Source organism: Streptomyces sp. NPDC051064, assembly GCF_044455985.1.
In the GTDB taxonomy this organism is placed as follows: Bacteria; Actinomycetota; Actinomycetes; order Streptomycetales; family Streptomycetaceae; genus Streptomyces.
In genome coordinates this window covers 323,287-339,178 of record NZ_JBITFK010000006.1, presented here as the reverse complement: position 1 = coordinate 339,178, position 15,892 = coordinate 323,287, and the positions used below count along the sequence as shown (strand labels likewise).

The window sequence follows — 15,892 nt, the reverse complement described above, 5'->3', positions numbered from 1 at the left end:
CAGGGTGTCCACACCGAACCATCCCTGTCTGTCGGCAAACGATGGCGAGCTCAAGCGGTCAGCGCATCACTGCTGTTCAGAAGGTCAGCGTAGACCTCTGCTGGAGTGCGGTAGCCGTGGGTCTTGCGTGGACGGTGGTTGAGTTTGTGGGCGATGGCGTCCAGGTCGGCCTGGCTGAACGTGCGGAGGTCCGCGCCCTTGGGGAGGTATTGCCGTAGCAGCCGGTTGGTGTTCTCGTTGGTGCCGCGCTGCCATGGGCTCCGTGGTTTGCAGAGGTAGATCGGCATCCGGGTCTCGGCGGTTATGGCCTGGTGCTCGGCTATCTCCCGGCCCCGGTCCCAGGTAAGCGTTCGCCGCAGTTGGGGCGGGATGCCGAGGAGACTCCTGGTGAGGTGTGGGGTGACCTGCTCTGCCTTGATGCCGTCCGGCAGCGCGACGATGGTCGTGCAGCGGCTGGTGCGCTCGACCAGCGTGGCCACGGCCGAGGGCCGGGTGCCCATCACGAGGTCGCCTTCCCAGTGGCCCGGAACCTTACGGTCCTCGACCTCGGCGGGACGGGCGCTGATGGACACCATGCCGCGGATGATGCCCCGCCCGGTGTGCCGGCGGGCGAGCTTCGGGCGGCGCATCGGCCTGCCTGACCGCAGCCGCTGGGTGAGGTTGCGGTCGATCGCCTGGCGTCGGCGGGGGTCGTAGAGCGAGAGGTAGATCGCTTCGTGCGAGATCTGCATGGCGGCGTCAGCAGGGAACTGCCGTCGCAGCCATCCCGCGATCTGCTCGGGTGACCAGCACAGAGCCAGCTTGGCTTCCACCAGGGCGCGAAGAGCAGGCCGTTGGGCGAGCTTGGCCTGCTTGGGGCCGCGCCCGCGCTTGTAGGCGGCTGCATCGGCGGTGGCGGCTCGGTAGCGGTCCCGGCCGCCGTTGCGGGCGATCTCGCGGGAGACGGTTGAAGGGGATCGGCCCAGCCGCTTGGCCAGCTGCCGGGCCGATTCCCCGGCGGCGATGCCGCGGGATATCTCCTCGCGCTCGCTGCCGCTCAGCTGCCGCTCTGACCGCGTCTGCGGGGTCAGGCGGACGCCGCAGCTCTGGTACAGGAAACGGCGGGCGTGCTGCATCGGTGCCCCGAGCGCCCTCCCGATCAAGCTGAACGACTGCCCTTCGCGCCAGTGTCTCCAGATCTCATCCTGTTGAGCTGGCGAAAACCCGTAGTCACGCACCTGTGCCTCCACGATCACCATGATCATCCGTGGGTGGTGCGTTGATCACTTGAGGGTGCCCTCCCGCATCCGCGTCTGCCCTGCACCGGGGGCGCGGTTGTGGTGGTGCAGAGCGGCCGCCACGCCCTCGAGGCCGTGCAGGACCGGGGCCACGGCTTCGATCGCATCGGCCTCGACCCCTTGCAAGCGCTCGATGAGATGGCCGAGCGGGTCGGTCACCGTGAGCGGAGCTCGCAGACTCGTCACGAGGAATCCCTGCCGGACGAGATCGGTCAGCATGCTGCGGATCTGCGCCGGGCCGGCGCCGGGAAAGACCTCCGAAAGGCCCTCGAGTACGGCGCTGAACCGGGTCGGCGTAGACGCGCAGGTCTCGAGCGCTCGCACCGCACTCGTGTACCTGATGCTGGCACCCTGGGGGCCGCCGTGCGGGACCTGGAGGCGCCCGCCCCGCCGGGCGGCGAGGTTGTTCAGTACGACGTCGAGACGCTCGCGCAGCTCCTGGCAGTCCCCTTCCGCCGGCCCGCGCCTGGTGGCTTTCCTGCGCGGCCAGCAGGCCGCCGCTGCGGCGATGACCGACGCCCGCCACACCGCCCTGGGCTGGCTCAAGGAGGCGGAGAGCGCACTGTCACGCGCCGACGACCGGCGCGATGCCGTCGGCGGATACGACCAGGCCGCCTACTTCTTCCACGAAGCTCACGCATTGGCACCTGGGCGACCACGAAGCCTCGATCGCTTCCCTGCACCGGTCAAACGCTGCTCGCTCCCCGCTGGAGCGGCAAGGGCGCCTGCACTGCACGGGCCTGATTGCCGAGCGACAGTTCCGTATGCGCCATATCGAAGCCGCCCGCCAGACCTGGGGAACCTTCCTTGACGAGCACGTGACCATCTCGTCCGCCCGCGGAGACGAGCACTTGAAGACCATGCTCAAGGCCCTTCCCGCCTACCGTCGCGTCCCAGGAGTCCAGGAACTGGAAGAGCGCGCCCGCCAGGTTGCCACGCTCAAGGCGGCCCCGTTTGAGCTGTTTGTTTCCTCTCCGAGACGGTTGCTCGCCACGGATCGACGAGCCCGAGCTGCGGGTTGCCGGGGCGAGGCCGGCATAGGCGGCGAGGTGGGCGGCGGACGGACCAGGCTCGGGACGACCAGCGCGGCCGCATCGGTTCCCGGGACGACCACGGTCTGCTCGTTCAGCGCGGTGAAGATCTCCTCGACCAGCCGCTCGGCCATCCGCGGCGCCTTCGGCCGCAGCAAGGTCACGAGTCGGCGGCGTCCGGCCTTGCGGATCTGGGCCGGGGACCCGAACCGCTCGGTGCGGAACGCGGCGTGGAGGTTCTTCAGGTCGGGGGTGGGGAGGCGGTTGGCCATGTCGCCTCTGCTCTCGTGAGATGTGCAGGCACGTCGTGTGGTTATCGGGATCTTCGGGTGCGCACAGGCGCGCCGAAGACCGCGGGCAGTGCCGCGGGGCGAGGTCGTGAAGCGTTGAGCGCAGAGCGGGCGGTGGACATGGCCGCCCGACGGCGTCAGTTCGAGATGCGGATGGCTTCTATCGCCGTGTCGTAGAGGTCGAACAGCGGCGTCGAGCCCCGAAGCCGCAGCCATTCCTCGGTGGCGGCCTGCAGGCAGGTGATGGCCGTCGCAACGATGGCCCTGGCCGCAAAGCTCCGCGCCTCGGAGGCCGGCAGCTTCGGTTCGATCAGGGGGGCGAGCAGGTCGGTCCACCTCGCCTGCTTCTCGGCGTGGCCGGCCCGCAAGGAGTCGTTGTCGAACAGCATCGCGACGAGCTCGAGGCGGTTCTCGGGGCTGGCCTCGATCTCGTCGAGCACCACGAACGAGTGACGCAGCGAGACCCAGACGTCTTCGTCGGCGGGCCGGGTGCCCAGGCGCGCCGCGATGGCGTCACCTTGCTCGGACAGCCCGCTCAGGGCCAGGTCTTCTTTCGTGCGGAAGTAGTTGAACAGGGTGCGGCGCGAGACTCCGGCGGCTGCGGCGACCTCTTCGACGGTCGTCTCGTCGAAGCCCTTCTCGGCGAACAGCTGCATCGCCGTCTGTGCCAGAAGTGAGCGGACGACGGCTCGGGTCTGCAAGCGGATGGAGGAGGGCGGCACGGTCATGCACTGAGAGTACGACAGTGCAGCCTGCGAATCAAGTTGCACTCAGTGCAGAGATATGCATAGAGTGTTCCTGTGAGTAAAAGCGACTACACCGCCCAGACCGTCATCGTCGGCGGAGTCGGCTCCGACGACGGCGCGCCGGTCGCGCGCCAGGTGAACCGGCTGGAAAAGCCGGCCAGCGAACTTGCCTGCGACCTGCCTGCCCGACGTCGGGACGCCTGAGCGCGCCTTCCGTGTCAGGAATGCCCGCAAATAGCCCTAAAAGCGAAAAATAATACTTGGAGTTCATGATGGGTATGAATCGACCGGTAGCACTGGTGACGGGTGCGTCCTCCGGCATTGGAGAAGCCACCGCCCTCGCCCTCGTCACGGCGGGCTTCGAAGTGGTCGGCACCAGCCGGAACACCGCGAACGTCGCCCCGCGCGAGGGCGTGACCTTCCTCGACCTCGATGTGAGCAGCGATGACTCGGTCACCACTCTGGTCCAGCAGGTCATCGACCGGTTCGGCCGGATCGATGTCCTGGTCAACAACGCCGGCATCGGCTCGTCGGGCGCCACCGAGGAAAGCTCCGTGGCACAGCACCAGCGCGTCTTCGACATCAACGTTCTCGGTGTCATCCGTATGACGAAGGCGGTGCTGCCTCACATGCGGGCCCAGGGCAGCGGTCGCATCATCAACATGTCGTCGTTCTACGGGTTCGCACCCCAGCCGTTCATGTCCGCCTACATCGCGTCCAAGCACGCGGTCGAGGGGTACTCCGAGTCGGTGGACCACGAGGTCCGCGAGTACGGCATCCGCGTCCTGCTCATCCAGCCCGGCGCGACCAACACCTCCTTCGAGGGCAACCTCGTCCAGCCCGACACCCCGCTTCCCGTCTACGCGGACCGGCGGCGCGTCGTCGACCAGGCCGTCGGACAGGCGGTCCGGGGTGGCGACGACCCCTCCGTCGTCGCCCAGGCCGTCGTCACCGCGGCCACCACCCACAAGCCCAAGCTGCGCTCGCCCGCAGGGCCGTTCGCCAAGCGCATGAGCCTGGCACGCCGCTTCGCACCCGCCCGGATCTTCGACCAGCAGATCCGCAAGTTCAACAAGCTGCCGGGCTGACACCGCACGGCCCCGGCCCCGTTCCCCGCAGAAGGAGTAGAGACATGAGTGAGACCCCAGGCCCCGTCATCGCGGGCGTCAACCACATCGCCCTGACGGTCACCGACATCGACGCCAGCATGGCCTGGTACCAGCGCGTGTTCCGCACGGACCAGGTACTGGGCAAGTTCCCGCACCTGGAGAAGGAGGAGACCGGCTACGGCCTGCTCCTCCTGGAACCGCGCTCGGGAGTGATCCTCGCGTTCCATACCAACACCGGCAACCAGAAGGAACAGTTCGACGAGGTCCGCACGGGCCTTGACCACCTCTCCTTCTCGGTGACCTCGCAGGAGGAACTGCAGGCCTGGGCGGACTGGCTCGAGGAGCTCGGCATCGAGCACACCGGCGTCCGGCATGTCACCGAGCCGTTCCCCATCTCCACCGTCGTCTTCCGCGACCCGGACAACATCCAGCTCGAGGTCGTCACGGCCGGCTGACAGACACCCTCACCCCACTGAATGCGTGAACCCCCATGAACCAGCCCAGCACCCTCCGCCTTGAGCGCCCGACCCGGCAGATCGCCAGGATCACGTTCGCCAACCCGCCCGTGAACCTCGTGATCCCCGAGTCTGTGGTGACCTTGCACCGCATCGTCACGGAGCTCGGCGAGGACCCCGACGTCCAGGTCGTCATCTTCGACAGCGAGGTCCCCGACTACTTCATCAACCACTTCGACGCCGCCGCCGCCGACGACCTCCCCGAGCCCGAGCACCAGGGCGACAACCCGGTCTGGACCGACATGGTCCTGCGGCTGAGCAAGGCCCCGTACATCAGCATCGCAGCCATCCGCGGCCGCACCCGCGGCGGCGGCAACGAGCTCGCCCTCGCCTGCGACCTGCGCTACGCCAGCCGGGAGAAGGCACTCTTCGGCCAGCCCGAGGTCGGCATCGGCATGGTCCCCGGTGGCGGCGGCGCCCAGCGACTGCCCCGCACCATCGGCCGCGACCGGGCCCTCGAAGCCATCCTCACCAGCGCCGACTACGGCGCCGACCTGGCCGAGCGCTGGGGCTGGGTCACCAGGACCCTGCCCGACGCGGAACTCGACGCCTTCGTCGACGCGACGGCCGCCCGCCTTGCCTCCTTCGACCGGCAGGCACTGGCGAGCGCGAAGGCCATGGTCAACCGGGTCACCCTGCCGCCGGACGCCGAGCTGGTCACCGCCTACGGCGAGTTCGAGGAATCGATGACCCGCCCGGGCTTCCTCGCCCGCGCGGCCGGCATCGGCGCCCTCGTCGCCGACCAGGGCCTCGACGTCGAGTACCGGCTCGGCGAGTACATCGGCCTGGCCAACCAGGCCCCTGAACCGCCTCAGGACGCGACGCCAGACCGCTGAGAAACACTCCACCAGCAAGAGAAGGACGACGTCATGAGCACCTACCTGGCAGACAGCGCCAAGGACCTCACCGTGGAAGGGCCTTCCGCTACCTTCACCTACCGGCGCATGGGTCCGCAGGGCGGAGTCCCGCTGGTCCTGCTGCAGCGTTTCCGCGCCACCATCGACTGGTGGGACCCGGAGTTCCTGGACTACCTGGCCGCCGACCACGACGTGATCGTCTTCGACAACGTCGGCACCGGATACACCACCGGCGAACCGCGCGACTCCCTCGACGGATTCGCCGAGGGCGCCATCGAGTTCATCGAGGCCCTCGGTCTCGCCCAGGTCGACCTGCTCGGTTGGTCACTGGGCGGCTTCGTGGCCCAGCACGTGACCCTGCACCGCCCCGATCTGGTGCGCAAACTCATCGTGGCGGGCAGTCACCCGACCGCCTGGGCGCCCGGCGCGCCGCCCATGAGCGAGAGGGTCCTGGGCATCATGGCCAAGCCCGGCGGCGGCGACCAGGAGGACATGCTGTACCTGTTCTACCCGGAGACCGCCACGGCCCGCGCCTTGGGAGTCAGCCACTTCGACCACTTGTCCACCCGGCTCACCGCCGGCGCCCCCGTCGTCTCCGACGCGGCGGCGGGCGGCCAGCTCACCGCGGCGACCACGATCCAGGTAACTCCGTTCGAGCAGGTGGCGTCAGAACTGGAAACCATCAAGCAGCCCGTCCTGTTCGCCAACGGCGTCCACGACGTGATGCTCCCGGCCTTCGGCTCCTTCACCGCCGTCCAGCACCTCGACAACGCCACCCTGGTGCTCTACAGCGACGCGGGCCACGCGTTCCTCTTCCAGCACGCCAAGGAGTTCACCACCCAGGTGGGCAACTTCCTCGCCGGCTGACGAAGCCGGACAGGGCCTCGCCACCGACCGATACAGGGCGGCGGGCCAGTGGCACACCGGATCAGGGGCCACCCCAGCCCTATGGGGCGACGCCGTCTCCCCGAAGATCAAGAACACAAAGCCGATCGGAGAACCGAAGACATGACCAACAAACTGACTCTGAGCATCTTCACCGTGCCGCCGCGCGCGGTAAACGTTCCCCTCCCCGTGCCCCCGCCGGAGGGCGGCTGGACCTGGCCGCCGACTGCGGCGACGCTGATCGCCGGTGAGCGTGAAGCCATCCTCGTCGACACGGTGCCCACGGTGGAGGATGCGCTGAAGCTGACGGAGTGGGTCGAAGCCAGCGGCAAGGACCTCACCACCATTTACATCACGCATGGCCACTTCGACCATTTCCTCGGCACGTCGACTCTGCTCGACCGATTCCCCCGGGCCCGAGTGGTGGCCACCGAAGCGACCGTGCGCCTCATCGAGGCAGAAGTTGAATCCGGAGATGATCGGAAACTCTACGGACAGATGTTCGTCGACGAGCTCAGCTCCACCGTGGTCGTGCCAGAGGTTCTCACCGATCACCGCCTCGATCTGGAAGGCCACGAGGTGATCGCGGTGCCAACCGGCCAGTCCGACGTCGACGATTCCTCGTACGTGCACGTTCCCAGCCTCTCCGCTGTCGTGGTCGGAGACATCGCGTACAACGCCAACCTGAAAATCGCTGGTCAGCAGGGCTGGTGTGACCGTGTTCCGGGGTGCTCGTGCTGGTCGTGGTCGGGAGTCTGCAGAGAAGATCGTCCGTCAGCGGTTGACTTCGAGGTTCGTGCTGGCGTGGAAGCCGGTGACGATCACGGGGTCGCGTACGTCGTTGTCCAGACCGCGGAAGCCGAGGTCCGCGAGGGCCCCGAGGCCGGCGGCGCGCAGGTGGGCCAGGATGTGGCCGTGGCGGGCGGCGGTGTTGTCGTGCGTGCGGCCGGGCCGGGCGGCGGATATCCAGATCAGGCGGTCCCTCTCGTCGGTGAGGGCGAGGAAGTGCAGGCCGTGGTGGCGATGTTCGCCGGAGTAGTTCTTGCGGTCGGCCTTCCCGGTGCGGCGCTGGGTGGGGATGAGGGTGCCGTCAATCAGGACCACCTCCCCACCCTGCCGGACGATCTTCTTGAACGCGCGGTCCAGGCGCGGGGCCTGTGCGGCGAGCAGTCCGATCGCCTCGTCGCGCCAGCGTCGGACGGTGGACTCGGAGATGTTGTTGCCGCCGGCCATGTCGGCCAGGCGCCGGTCGTGACGCAGTACGGCCAGGACGATCACCGCGATCTTCCCGGGCGGCAGGATCCGCCACCGGGACCGGATCGCCTTCAGATGGCGCCGCAGCAGACCGGCGAGGTGGTTGACGGTGCGCGTGGACAGCGGCAGACGGCACTGGTAGACAAGCGGGCAGGTGCCCTCGGCGTGCTCTTCGGCTCTCTTCACACAGAGCCCAAGGGCCGCCGGGGGCACCGTGGTTACGTTCGTGCTGCACCATTCCAGGCTGCTCTTGTCGGGCTCGCCCCGAGCGCCGATGCCAGTCAGCAGGTCCGTGGGGTATCGCCGTCCTGATCGGCCGAGTAAAGCAGCTCGATGACACGTTCCTCGTACCGGACGCGGGCCGGGGAGAAGTCGTACGGCATCTTGCCGATGGCCTCCACCACGCTCATCCTCGCCTCGCCTTCCTCCTCACCAGCGTGCTCGTCGTCCTGGTCCAGGAGGACGTTTAGCGCCTCGTCCAGGCCGGATCTGTCGATGGTGGCTCCCAAGGCGGTCTCATGAGCACACCGCTGGGCAGCCAGGTCTTCGATGCCGGGGTCGTCGGGGGACATGGTGTCGTCCAGGGCCCCCTGGGCCTCGGCCAAGCGGTCTTCCTCGGCCCGCAGTTCGGGGTGGGTGGCCAGGGCGATGAACCGGTTGGCCTGGATTTCGGCCCCCTGGGGGCCGAAGATACGCTCCGTGACCAGAAGGGTATCGAGATCGGCCGGGCGCAGGGATCCGGGCGGCAGATCGTGCAGGCGGCCACTGACCAGCGGTGAGAGCAGGCCCAGGGGGCTGCCCGCCTCGCGGAGGCGGTGCACGGCGGCCTGCTGGGCTTCGATGGCGGCCGCCTTGGAGGCGAGGGATTCCTCCAGCCGGGCCAGGGACTGCTCGATGCCGGTGGCGCCCTCAAAGCTGGCCCGGATGTCATCCAGGGAGATACCCGCATCAGCCATCTTGCGGATCCACAGCAGGCGGATCATGTCGTCGTATCCGTAGCGGCGGCGGTCGTCGCTGCCGCGTTCCGGTTCGGCGAGGAGCCCGATGGCGTGGTAGTGGCGGATGGCGCGGGGTGTGGTCCCGGCGAACGCGGCGGCATCGCCGATCTTGACCCGGCGGGGAATCGCAGGAAGGTGCATGCGAGGGAACCTCTCAATGTCGTACTTGCCGCCTACTGGACCACGTGCCGCTACGGCACATGCAAACCCCGCTGCCGCAGGCTCGCCCCGCGCTCCCGCACCATCAAGGGTCGTACGGATCGCTGCACGGGCAGAGAAAACGTCCCGGATGAGCAGACTTGGGAACAGAACAGGGGTGGGGAATTCAGTCAATGAGTGCCATCAGGGCGGCAGCGTCCCTGGTCACAGGCGAGTGGTGAACCGGCGTTCGGCCCTTTCCGAAGCCAGCCGCGGGCGGCCAGCCTGACCAGCTTCCCGCGTAACGGCTCCAGTCTGGCCGGCACGCTGACGTCCACCCCCAGCACCTCGCCGACCTGCCGAGCCATTCCCGGCAGCCTCCCGCACGACGGCCAGGATGCGCTGGTAGTCCGGCGGGAGCATCGTCTCCTCCACGCCGGACGTGCGGTGCGGGATCATCATCACCGCCCGGCCGCCCACCTGCCCGGGCGCCGGCCCGGCCGAGGCCCGCTCCTCGGCAAGCTGCTCGCTCATCCGCTCAAGAACCTTCTCGGCGACGGCGAGTTCGTCGCGCTCGGCTCGGGCCTCCGCCAGCTGCTTGGCCAGCTGTTCTTCGAGTTCGTCCAGTTCCGCACGCCGCGCGGTGATCCGTTCCAGCAGTTCGGGATCCACACACCGGATCGTAGAAGGCCGTCCGCCTGCCGCGAGCAGGAACCGGCAAGCCGACCGCTGACGGACGATCTACAGCGCAGACTCCCGCCCACGACCAGCACGAGCACCCCGGAACACGGTCACACCAGCCCTGCTGACCAGCGGTTTTCAGGTTGGCGGAGGCTCAGTGGATCATCACACAGAACTGATGTGTGCCACTGACGATCAGCGATTACGCCGGGCGACGCGTCCCGACGCACCATGGCGCAAGAGTGAGGCCGGCGGTTGAAGGGCTGCGCGGCTGGCAGCCAGCACGAAGGGCGCCGTCTACCAGGTCGGCGCGCCTCAGCCGTAAGTGGAGGTTACCCTCACTCCGCCAGAGGTTGCTGGCGCGTATGCCGCCAGGCGATGCCGGAGCGGGTGTGGGCGTCCTGGGCCGGCTTCGGGTGCGATCGGTGTGTGATTCCTGCCGAAATGCTGCGCTTCCCCTCTACCACCTGCCCGCTCGCCTGGCCCACCACGCACGGCGCCGCCACCTGCGCATCGAGCGCACCTGGCCCTGGGCCCAGGCGCCGTCTCCGGGCCCGTGGAACCCGGCGCACCCCGCACCGACACGCGACGGCTCGCCCTCACGCAGCGAGGGATATTACGGGCGTACCGCTGCGACACTCGGCGGCGCGACCCCGATGAAGAATCGAGGTTGACGCCCGTCTCTGGGTCGAGGCCGGCGTGCGCTGTCCGGCCGGTCACCTCAAGCCGGTAGCGCGAGACACCCTTGCGCTCGACCTTCAGTGCGCCGCCAGTTCCCGCGGCCTCCAGGACGAGCACCGCCCGGCATCGCTGCGCCTCCTCTTCGAGCAGTCTCCGCGATGTCGACGGCCCCACCTCCTCATCGCCCGTGACGAGGAGCGAGACGCGGTCGAAGATGCCCTCACCGTGCCGGCGGCGCAACACCGCAAGAGAGTGCACCGCCTGGACGAGACCGAGCTTCATGTCGAAGCAGCCGTGCCCGGTCCGTGAGGGCCTGCAGGATGCGCTGGTAGTCCACCGACAGCACCGACCAGGCCAGCCCCTCACGCCACACCGGCACCTGCGACTTCGTCTTCGCCGCATCCGGTACCTGCAACGACTTTCCGGTCTGCTCCTCGGCGGCCGGCGCGGTCCCCTCGGCCCGGGCGGGGTCCTGCCCGCTCTCGTCCACGGGGGCCAGCACCTCGCCGACCCGCGAGCAGGCGATGGCCCACTCCTTCCATTCCCGCTCGGCCACGGCCAACTCGGCCTGGAAACGGTCGGCTTCCTCCCGCAACTCGTCAACACGACGGCGAGCACCCAGCTCACGCTGTTCCAACAGCCCAACCACCGATGGCATCCACGACCTCCCGGGCAGCAACAGCACGACAGGCCACAACTCCCACGGGATCGCCGACCCTATGCCGACCAGCGGAAACGCAGTCCTCAAGTCCGGAAAGACAACAGCTTCTCACCGAATCGGATCCATGCTGAGCGGCGCTGAACTGCGGTGGATCAGATTCGGTGAGACATGAGGTAGCCGACCATATGCCAATGAAGTTGATCCGCCTCTGGTCAGACGGAAACAAGGCCTCAGCGGCGGTCAGAGACGCGCCGAGCACCGTTGCGGATGGCCGGCACGGTCAAGCCTGTTCCGGCCATCCGCTATACGGGTCCAGACGCCGGCGCGGCGGCTTCGCGGGCGTAGTCGGTGAGGTCTTTTGGTTGGCGGCCCGGGGCCTCCTGGACGTGGATCTTTACCTCGCCGTCGACCGGCGGCCTCTCGACAACCAGTGTGCCGGTGTCGGCCTTGGGCACGCCCCGGGAGCTTCGTGACTACTTCAACCGTTGGCGGATGCGTTGCCGTGCCCAGAGCGCCGAGACCGTGGGCACGATCGCGGGGCGTTCATCGCGGCCGGAGGCTCAGGAACCAGCCACGTTTGTGGGCGCGGTCCAGCCGGTAGCTCGGATCCACTCGACCAGGTCCAGGGTGGCCGGCTCGATCGAGCGCACCACCGCGAGGTCCGAGGGGTTTTCCTCCGCCTTCGCGAAATGGCGGAACATCGCCTTGTCGAGGTCGTTGGGAAGCACGCTCAACGGGAGGGTCTCGTACCGTGCCGGGAGCCCGGCGCGCGCGCCGAACGCCGCGGCGATCTGGGGGCCCGTCAGCTCGTCGCCGACGAGCTCGACGGCTCCGCCGGGCGCCTCCGCGGTGTCGAGCAGGAGCGCGGCGGCGACCCGGCCGATGTCCCTGACCGAGATCATCTTCAGGGCGACGTCCTCCGGCAGCGGGAGCCTCAGCACGATCTCCTCATGCTCCAGGCTCGGTGCCATCACGCTCGCGAAGTTCTCCATGAAGGCGGTCGCGCGAACCATCGTGGCCCTCAGGCCGGACTTCCTCAGGTGCTTTTCGATCCAGTGCTTCGAGTCGTGGTGCGGCACACCCGACTCCCGGTCCGCTCCGAAGACCGAGTTGAACACGACGTGCGGGACGCCCGTCTCGGCCGCCGCGTCGACGAGCGCGGTACCGACGCGGATCTCCGCCTGGACCTCTTCGAGGCTGTTCGCCTCCGGGGTCATGAAGTAGAACCCCTCGACCGTCGCCAGCGCGGCGGCCAGCGACGCCGGGTCGTCGGCCCGGATGGCTGCCAGCTCGACGCCGCGGGCGGCCAGCGCCTGAGCCCGGTCGGACTGCGGGTTGCGGACCAGAGCCCGCACCCGCGCCTTGTGGTCCAGCAGCGCGTCGACCACCGCCCCGCCCTGTTGCCCCGTCGCGCCGAAGACTGCGATCGTGCCGGTCGTTTGTGTGCTCATCGCTGTCACCCTTCACTAGTTCATGCCGTGAACAAAACTAGTTCACGGCATGAACTGTGGCAAGGGGTGGGTGTAGCGGGACCTCACGGTGTGATGGGTTGGTTCGAGGTGGGCGAAGAGAGGTCCGAGGTGTCCACGATGGCGGTGGCCACGCGCTCGAAGTCGCGCTGGTCGTCGGCGTCGAGGTTCCTCGCGATCTCGGGCAGGCGCTTGGTGATCTCGGCGTAAACGGCCTCGGCGAGCACCTTCCCCGTGGGCGTCGCACTGAGCATGACGATCCGCCGGTCCTGCGCCGAGCTTGCCCGGCCGACCAAATCGCGCCGCGCGGTGCGATCGACCAGCTGGCTCAATGCGTTCTTGGTCATACTCAACGACGCGGCGAGGTCAGCCATCTGCCGCGGCTCGTTCCTGACTGCGCAGAGCAGCGTGGCCTGCGAGGGGGTCAGGTCGAACTCGGCGCAGATCTGCGCGTACTTGCGTTGAATCACGACCGAGAGCCAGAAGAGCTTGTCGCCATAGTCCACGCCGGTCTCCCCTGTCCGATAACGAACGATCAGCCTACTCGTCGCGGGTCGGCAGACCACGCCACTCACCAGGAGATGCACACCTCTGCGAGGCCGGCCTGGCACTCCTGCCCAACCACTTTGATCGACTTACCCTGTCCCTTCACTCTCAGTATCCGGCAAAGGTTATCGACATCCTCCACTGGCCCCCGCAGCGGGCGGATCGGAACCGATGAGACGGATCAAGTACGGATCAGATCCGGTGAGAAGAGACCAGCTCAGCTGAAAATCCACACACGGAGGTTGATCACGACACCCCACCATGTCAGCCCGCCGGCCCCAGGCTGATTCCGAGCCGCTTTCACTCGCGTGTGGCGTGTGCTCGGTCGATCGCCGGCCACCCCGCCGCGATGTCGCCCGTCCCGGCCTGGTGCGCGGGGGCCAGGCGGTGAGCGTCGCGTACGAGCTCCCTCCGGAGGCGTATGCGCCGATCCCGGACGACGCCGCGGCCGGTGGGGTGTCCAACATCGGGACCAGGCTGTTCGTCGGCCGCGCCGATGAACTCGCACTGGAGGAGGCGTTCGCCCGGCCCGGCGAGGTTGTCGTGCACGCGGTGCACGGGCTCTGGGCGGGGTCGGCAAGTCGGCCCTCGCCGCCCACGGGGCGGCCCGACGGCACGAGAAGGCGCACCGGTAAATCACCGCCGACACCGCGGCCGCGGTCGAGGCGGGGATGGCCGCGCTGGCACGGGCCCTGCAGCCCGGACTGCCCGCCGAACTGCAGATAGAGCGCGCGGTGGCCTGGCTCGCTGGCCATGACGGGTGGCTGCTCGTGCTGGACAACGTCGAGGACCCCGGCCACATCCGCCCGCTCCTGGACCGCCTGCCGGGCGACCGGGTTCTGGTCACCACCCGCCGCGCCACCGGCTTGCACGACGCCACCGCCATCCGCCTCGACGTGTCCAACCCGGGCGAAGCCCTCGACCTGTGCACCCGCATCCTCACCCACCACAGCCCCCGCACCACCGACGGTGCCGACACCGTGTGCGCAGAACTCGGACACCTGGCCCTCGCGGTGAAACAGGCCGCCGCCTACTGCGCCGAGACCGGCACAAACCCTCACGACTACCTAGACATGCTGACTCAATGGCCCGCCACCATGTTCGCCACCAGTGCGACGAGCACCGACCCCAAACGCACCATCGCCCGGATCTGGCGCCTCACCCTGAACCACCTCACCGACACCCCCCTCGCCGGCAGCCTCCTGCGGATCCTGGCCTGGTACGCCCCCGACAACATCCCCCGCGACCTGCTCTACACCTCGCCGAACCACCCCAGCTCGCCGCCGCGACCGGCCGACTCACCGCCTACAGCATGATCACCGCCAACCACGACGGCACCCTAACCATCCACCGCCTTCTCCAGGCCCTCGCCCGCACCCCCGACACCGACGACCCCCACCACACCCCCGAAGCCGTCAGCCACGCCCGCGACCAGGCCGCCGCGCTCCTCGCGGAAACCTTCCCCACCGACACCGGCCACCCCGAGACCTGGCCCCTGCTCCCGCACACCGACACCCTCACCCGCCACCACACCCCGACCACGACACCACCCACACCGCCCGCGCCCTCGACCGCGCCGCCGCCCACCGGGCAGGACAGGGCTCCCTTGCCCCGCCACGACGCAGCCGCCGGTCACCTCCGCGCTCGGCGACGACAGCGACGAGAACGCGGCCCCGGACACCACCCGCGGCGGACCGCCGTCGCCGCAGCTCTGTCTGCTGGTGGTGTGCCTCGGCTGACCCGGGCGTCCCTGCCGTGGGCGGGTGGCGGCACCGGCCCCGCCCAGTTATGTGGCATCCGTTTCACGAGCAGCGGTCGCGGCGTAGTCGGTCGGGGTCCGGCCGTAGTACTTGCGGAAGGCTCGGGCGAAGTGCCCGCTGTCGGCGAACTGCCAGCGGGCGGCTATCTCCGTGACGGTCATGCGCCGGTGCGGTGCGACGAGCTCGCGGCATGCCTCCTCGAGGCGGCGGCGCCGGATGTAGTTGCTCAGCGGTCGGCCTTCCCTGGCGAAGGCCCGTTGGAGGGTACGCGGGGAGACGTTCAGCTCCCGGGCGAGAGTCGAGGGGGACAGAGCGGGGTCGGTGAGCCGGCGGTCGGCCAGGTCCCGCGCGGCTTGGGCCAGGGCCGGCGACAACAGGGGCTCCACGTCGTCCAGGCCGCACCCGGCGGCGGCCCGGGCCAACTCAGCCAGGGTGCCGCGGGCAGCGTCGACCCCGGCCGGCCCGAGACGGTCCAGCATCCGGCCCACCATGGCGGCGTGCGTCGTCAGCAGCCGCACCTCGGCGGTGTCGGCCGGACCGGAGGCCGGCCCGCCCCGCCCGGGCCGCACCTCTGCGGCGGGCAGGACGAGTACCTGCACGACGGTGTGTGGCGCCGCGGAGAAGTGGGACAGCCTTCCCGTCTGTACCAGCAGGCGACCGGCCGGTGCCGTGTGCTCGACTCCTCCCGGTTCCTCGAACCGCCAGGTCCCCCGGTGGACGATCCACAGGCGTACGTGATCGTCGGCCCCGACCCGTCGGCCCACCGTCCGCAGGGGGGCCGCGGTCGCGAAGCGGTTGAACATCATGTCCCGCACCCGGAACCCGCGGGACCGCGCCGAGAAGCCGGACACGGTCGTCCGGCGGAAGGGCGCCAGCGCGAAGGTCTCGCCCATCCGGCTCCGCCACTCGTGTGCGAAGTCGCTGAAGGCGTTCGCGCCGCTCACGTCTGCCGAGAAAGTGCCGCTCATCGTTGTCGCGAATCTCCTGTTCGGGC

General features: G+C 68.9%; 17 protein-coding genes and 3 pseudogenes. 7 read left to right on the top strand and 13 right to left on the bottom strand.

Going from position 1 to position 15,892, the window contains the following annotated elements; all coding sequences use genetic code 11:
- Nucleotides 1–50: 50 nt before the first annotated feature.
- The 4 genes and pseudogenes from ACIBCU_RS23045 to ACIBCU_RS23030 form a co-directional block, all read right to left on the bottom strand.
- Complete coding sequence (locus tag ACIBCU_RS23045) at nucleotides 51–1,115, bottom strand: IS30 family transposase (protein ID WP_399233541.1); 1,065 nt, start codon at nucleotides 1,113–1,115, stop codon at nucleotides 51–53.
- A gap of 147 nt (nucleotides 1,116–1,262) precedes the next feature.
- On the bottom strand, nucleotides 1,263–1,823 hold the full coding sequence (locus ACIBCU_RS23040; protein ID WP_362940276.1) for a lantibiotic dehydratase: 561 nt from the start codon (nucleotides 1,821–1,823) through the stop codon (nucleotides 1,263–1,265).
- A gap of 404 nt (nucleotides 1,824–2,227) precedes the next feature.
- A pseudogene (locus tag ACIBCU_RS23035) lies at nucleotides 2,228–2,523 on the bottom strand (transposase); the annotation flags it as partial.
- A 212-nt stretch (nucleotides 2,524–2,735) separates the two neighbouring features.
- Nucleotides 2,736–3,326: a TetR family transcriptional regulator gene (locus ACIBCU_RS23030; protein WP_399233538.1), complete on the bottom strand. Its 591-nt coding sequence runs from the start codon at nucleotides 3,324–3,326 to the stop codon at nucleotides 2,736–2,738.
- A gap of 72 nt (nucleotides 3,327–3,398) precedes the next feature.
- Between ACIBCU_RS23030 and ACIBCU_RS23025 the strand changes: the two genes are divergently transcribed.
- The 6 genes and pseudogenes from ACIBCU_RS23025 to ACIBCU_RS23000 all read left to right on the top strand — a co-directional run.
- Nucleotides 3,399–3,548: a hypothetical protein gene (locus tag ACIBCU_RS23025; protein ID WP_399233535.1), complete on the top strand. Its 150-nt coding sequence runs from the start codon at nucleotides 3,399–3,401 to the stop codon at nucleotides 3,546–3,548.
- A gap of 68 nt (nucleotides 3,549–3,616) precedes the next feature.
- Entirely contained in the window at nucleotides 3,617–4,432 is an 816-nt protein-coding gene (locus ACIBCU_RS23020) for an oxidoreductase (protein ID WP_399233532.1), read from the top strand.
- Between the two features lie 44 nt (nucleotides 4,433–4,476).
- Entirely contained in the window at nucleotides 4,477–4,908 is a 432-nt protein-coding gene (locus ACIBCU_RS23015; RefSeq protein ID WP_362940264.1) for a VOC family protein, read from the top strand.
- Between the two features lie 35 nt (nucleotides 4,909–4,943).
- Nucleotides 4,944–5,804, top strand: coding sequence for an enoyl-CoA hydratase/isomerase family protein (locus ACIBCU_RS23010; protein WP_399233530.1), 861 nt, complete (start codon nucleotides 4,944–4,946; stop codon nucleotides 5,802–5,804).
- A gap of 33 nt (nucleotides 5,805–5,837) precedes the next feature.
- A complete protein-coding gene (locus ACIBCU_RS23005; RefSeq protein ID WP_399233528.1) occupies nucleotides 5,838–6,692 on the top strand; it encodes an alpha/beta fold hydrolase in 855 nt (284 codons plus the stop codon).
- An 81-nt stretch (nucleotides 6,693–6,773) separates the two neighbouring features.
- Nucleotides 6,774–7,382 (top strand): annotated as a pseudogene (locus ACIBCU_RS23000) (MBL fold metallo-hydrolase); the annotation flags it as partial.
- A 102-nt stretch (nucleotides 7,383–7,484) separates the two neighbouring features.
- On the opposite strand, the gene ACIBCU_RS22995 reads toward ACIBCU_RS23000, so the two are convergent.
- The 7 genes and pseudogenes from ACIBCU_RS22995 to ACIBCU_RS22965 all read right to left on the bottom strand — a co-directional run bounded on the left by ACIBCU_RS22995 (nucleotide 7,485) and on the right by ACIBCU_RS22965 (nucleotide 13,687).
- Nucleotides 7,485–7,943 (bottom strand): transposase family protein, encoded by a 459-nt coding sequence (locus ACIBCU_RS22995; RefSeq protein WP_399233911.1) that lies wholly within the window; start codon nucleotides 7,941–7,943, stop codon nucleotides 7,485–7,487.
- Nucleotides 7,944–8,245: 302 nt separating this feature from the next.
- On the bottom strand, nucleotides 8,246–9,103 hold the full coding sequence (locus tag ACIBCU_RS22990) for a MerR family transcriptional regulator (RefSeq protein ID WP_399233525.1): 858 nt from the start codon (nucleotides 9,101–9,103) through the stop codon (nucleotides 8,246–8,248).
- A 222-nt stretch (nucleotides 9,104–9,325) separates the two neighbouring features.
- Entirely contained in the window at nucleotides 9,326–9,772 is a 447-nt protein-coding gene (locus ACIBCU_RS22985; RefSeq protein WP_399233523.1) for a hypothetical protein, read from the bottom strand.
- A gap of 979 nt (nucleotides 9,773–10,751) precedes the next feature.
- Nucleotides 10,752–11,120: pseudogene (locus ACIBCU_RS22980) on the bottom strand (hypothetical protein); the annotation flags it as partial.
- Between the two features lie 563 nt (nucleotides 11,121–11,683).
- The gene (locus ACIBCU_RS22975) at nucleotides 11,684–12,574 is read right to left on the bottom strand and encodes an NmrA family NAD(P)-binding protein (protein ID WP_399233521.1); all 891 of its coding nucleotides are present in this window, start codon (nucleotides 12,572–12,574) and stop codon (nucleotides 11,684–11,686) included.
- Between the two features lie 83 nt (nucleotides 12,575–12,657).
- Nucleotides 12,658–13,098: a MarR family winged helix-turn-helix transcriptional regulator gene (locus tag ACIBCU_RS22970; RefSeq protein ID WP_399233519.1), complete on the bottom strand. Its 441-nt coding sequence runs from the start codon at nucleotides 13,096–13,098 to the stop codon at nucleotides 12,658–12,660.
- A gap of 340 nt (nucleotides 13,099–13,438) precedes the next feature.
- A complete protein-coding gene (locus ACIBCU_RS22965) occupies nucleotides 13,439–13,687 on the bottom strand; it encodes a hypothetical protein (RefSeq protein ID WP_399233517.1) in 249 nt (82 codons plus the stop codon).
- A gap of 122 nt (nucleotides 13,688–13,809) precedes the next feature.
- On the opposite strand from ACIBCU_RS22965, the gene ACIBCU_RS22960 reads away from it, so the two are divergent.
- Complete coding sequence (locus tag ACIBCU_RS22960; RefSeq protein WP_399233515.1) at nucleotides 13,810–14,454, top strand: hypothetical protein; 645 nt, start codon at nucleotides 13,810–13,812, stop codon at nucleotides 14,452–14,454.
- Nucleotides 14,455–14,477: 23 nt separating this feature from the next.
- On the opposite strand, the gene ACIBCU_RS22955 is transcribed toward ACIBCU_RS22960, so the two are convergent.
- Complete coding sequence (locus ACIBCU_RS22955; RefSeq protein WP_399233513.1) at nucleotides 14,478–14,645, bottom strand: hypothetical protein; 168 nt, start codon at nucleotides 14,643–14,645, stop codon at nucleotides 14,478–14,480.
- Between the two features lie 279 nt (nucleotides 14,646–14,924).
- The gene (locus ACIBCU_RS22950) at nucleotides 14,925–15,866 is read right to left on the bottom strand and encodes a helix-turn-helix domain-containing protein (RefSeq protein WP_399233511.1); all 942 of its coding nucleotides are present in this window, start codon (nucleotides 15,864–15,866) and stop codon (nucleotides 14,925–14,927) included.
- Between the last annotated feature and the right edge of the window lie 26 nt (nucleotides 15,867–15,892).

What these genes read in the sequence shown, in the direction of transcription:
- ACIBCU_RS23045 (WP_399233541.1), bottom strand. Translation starts at nt 1,115, where the DNA reads ATGCAGCACGCCCGCCGTTTCCTGTACCAGAGCTGCGGCGTCCGCCTG.
- ACIBCU_RS23030 (WP_399233538.1), bottom strand. Translation starts at nt 3,326, where the DNA reads ATGACCGTGCCGCCCTCCTCCATCCGCTTGCAGACCCGAGCCGTCGTC.
- ACIBCU_RS23020 (WP_399233532.1), top strand. Translation starts at nt 3,617, where the DNA reads ATGGGTATGAATCGACCGGTAGCACTGGTGACGGGTGCGTCCTCCGGC.
- ACIBCU_RS23015 (WP_362940264.1), top strand. Translation starts at nt 4,477, where the DNA reads ATGAGTGAGACCCCAGGCCCCGTCATCGCGGGCGTCAACCACATCGCC.
- ACIBCU_RS23010 (WP_399233530.1), top strand. Translation starts at nt 4,944, where the DNA reads ATGAACCAGCCCAGCACCCTCCGCCTTGAGCGCCCGACCCGGCAGATC.
- ACIBCU_RS23005 (WP_399233528.1), top strand. Translation starts at nt 5,838, where the DNA reads ATGAGCACCTACCTGGCAGACAGCGCCAAGGACCTCACCGTGGAAGGG.
- ACIBCU_RS22995 (WP_399233911.1), bottom strand. Translation starts at nt 7,943, where the DNA reads ATGGCCGGCGGCAACAACATCTCCGAGTCCACCGTCCGACGCTGGCGC.
- ACIBCU_RS22990 (WP_399233525.1), bottom strand. Translation starts at nt 9,103, where the DNA reads ATGCACCTTCCTGCGATTCCCCGCCGGGTCAAGATCGGCGATGCCGCC.
- ACIBCU_RS22975 (WP_399233521.1), bottom strand. Translation starts at nt 12,574, where the DNA reads ATGAGCACACAAACGACCGGCACGATCGCAGTCTTCGGCGCGACGGGG.
- ACIBCU_RS22960 (WP_399233515.1), top strand. Translation starts at nt 13,810, where the DNA reads ATGGCCGCGCTGGCACGGGCCCTGCAGCCCGGACTGCCCGCCGAACTG.
- ACIBCU_RS22950 (WP_399233511.1), bottom strand. Translation starts at nt 15,866, where the DNA reads ATGAGCGGCACTTTCTCGGCAGACGTGAGCGGCGCGAACGCCTTCAGC.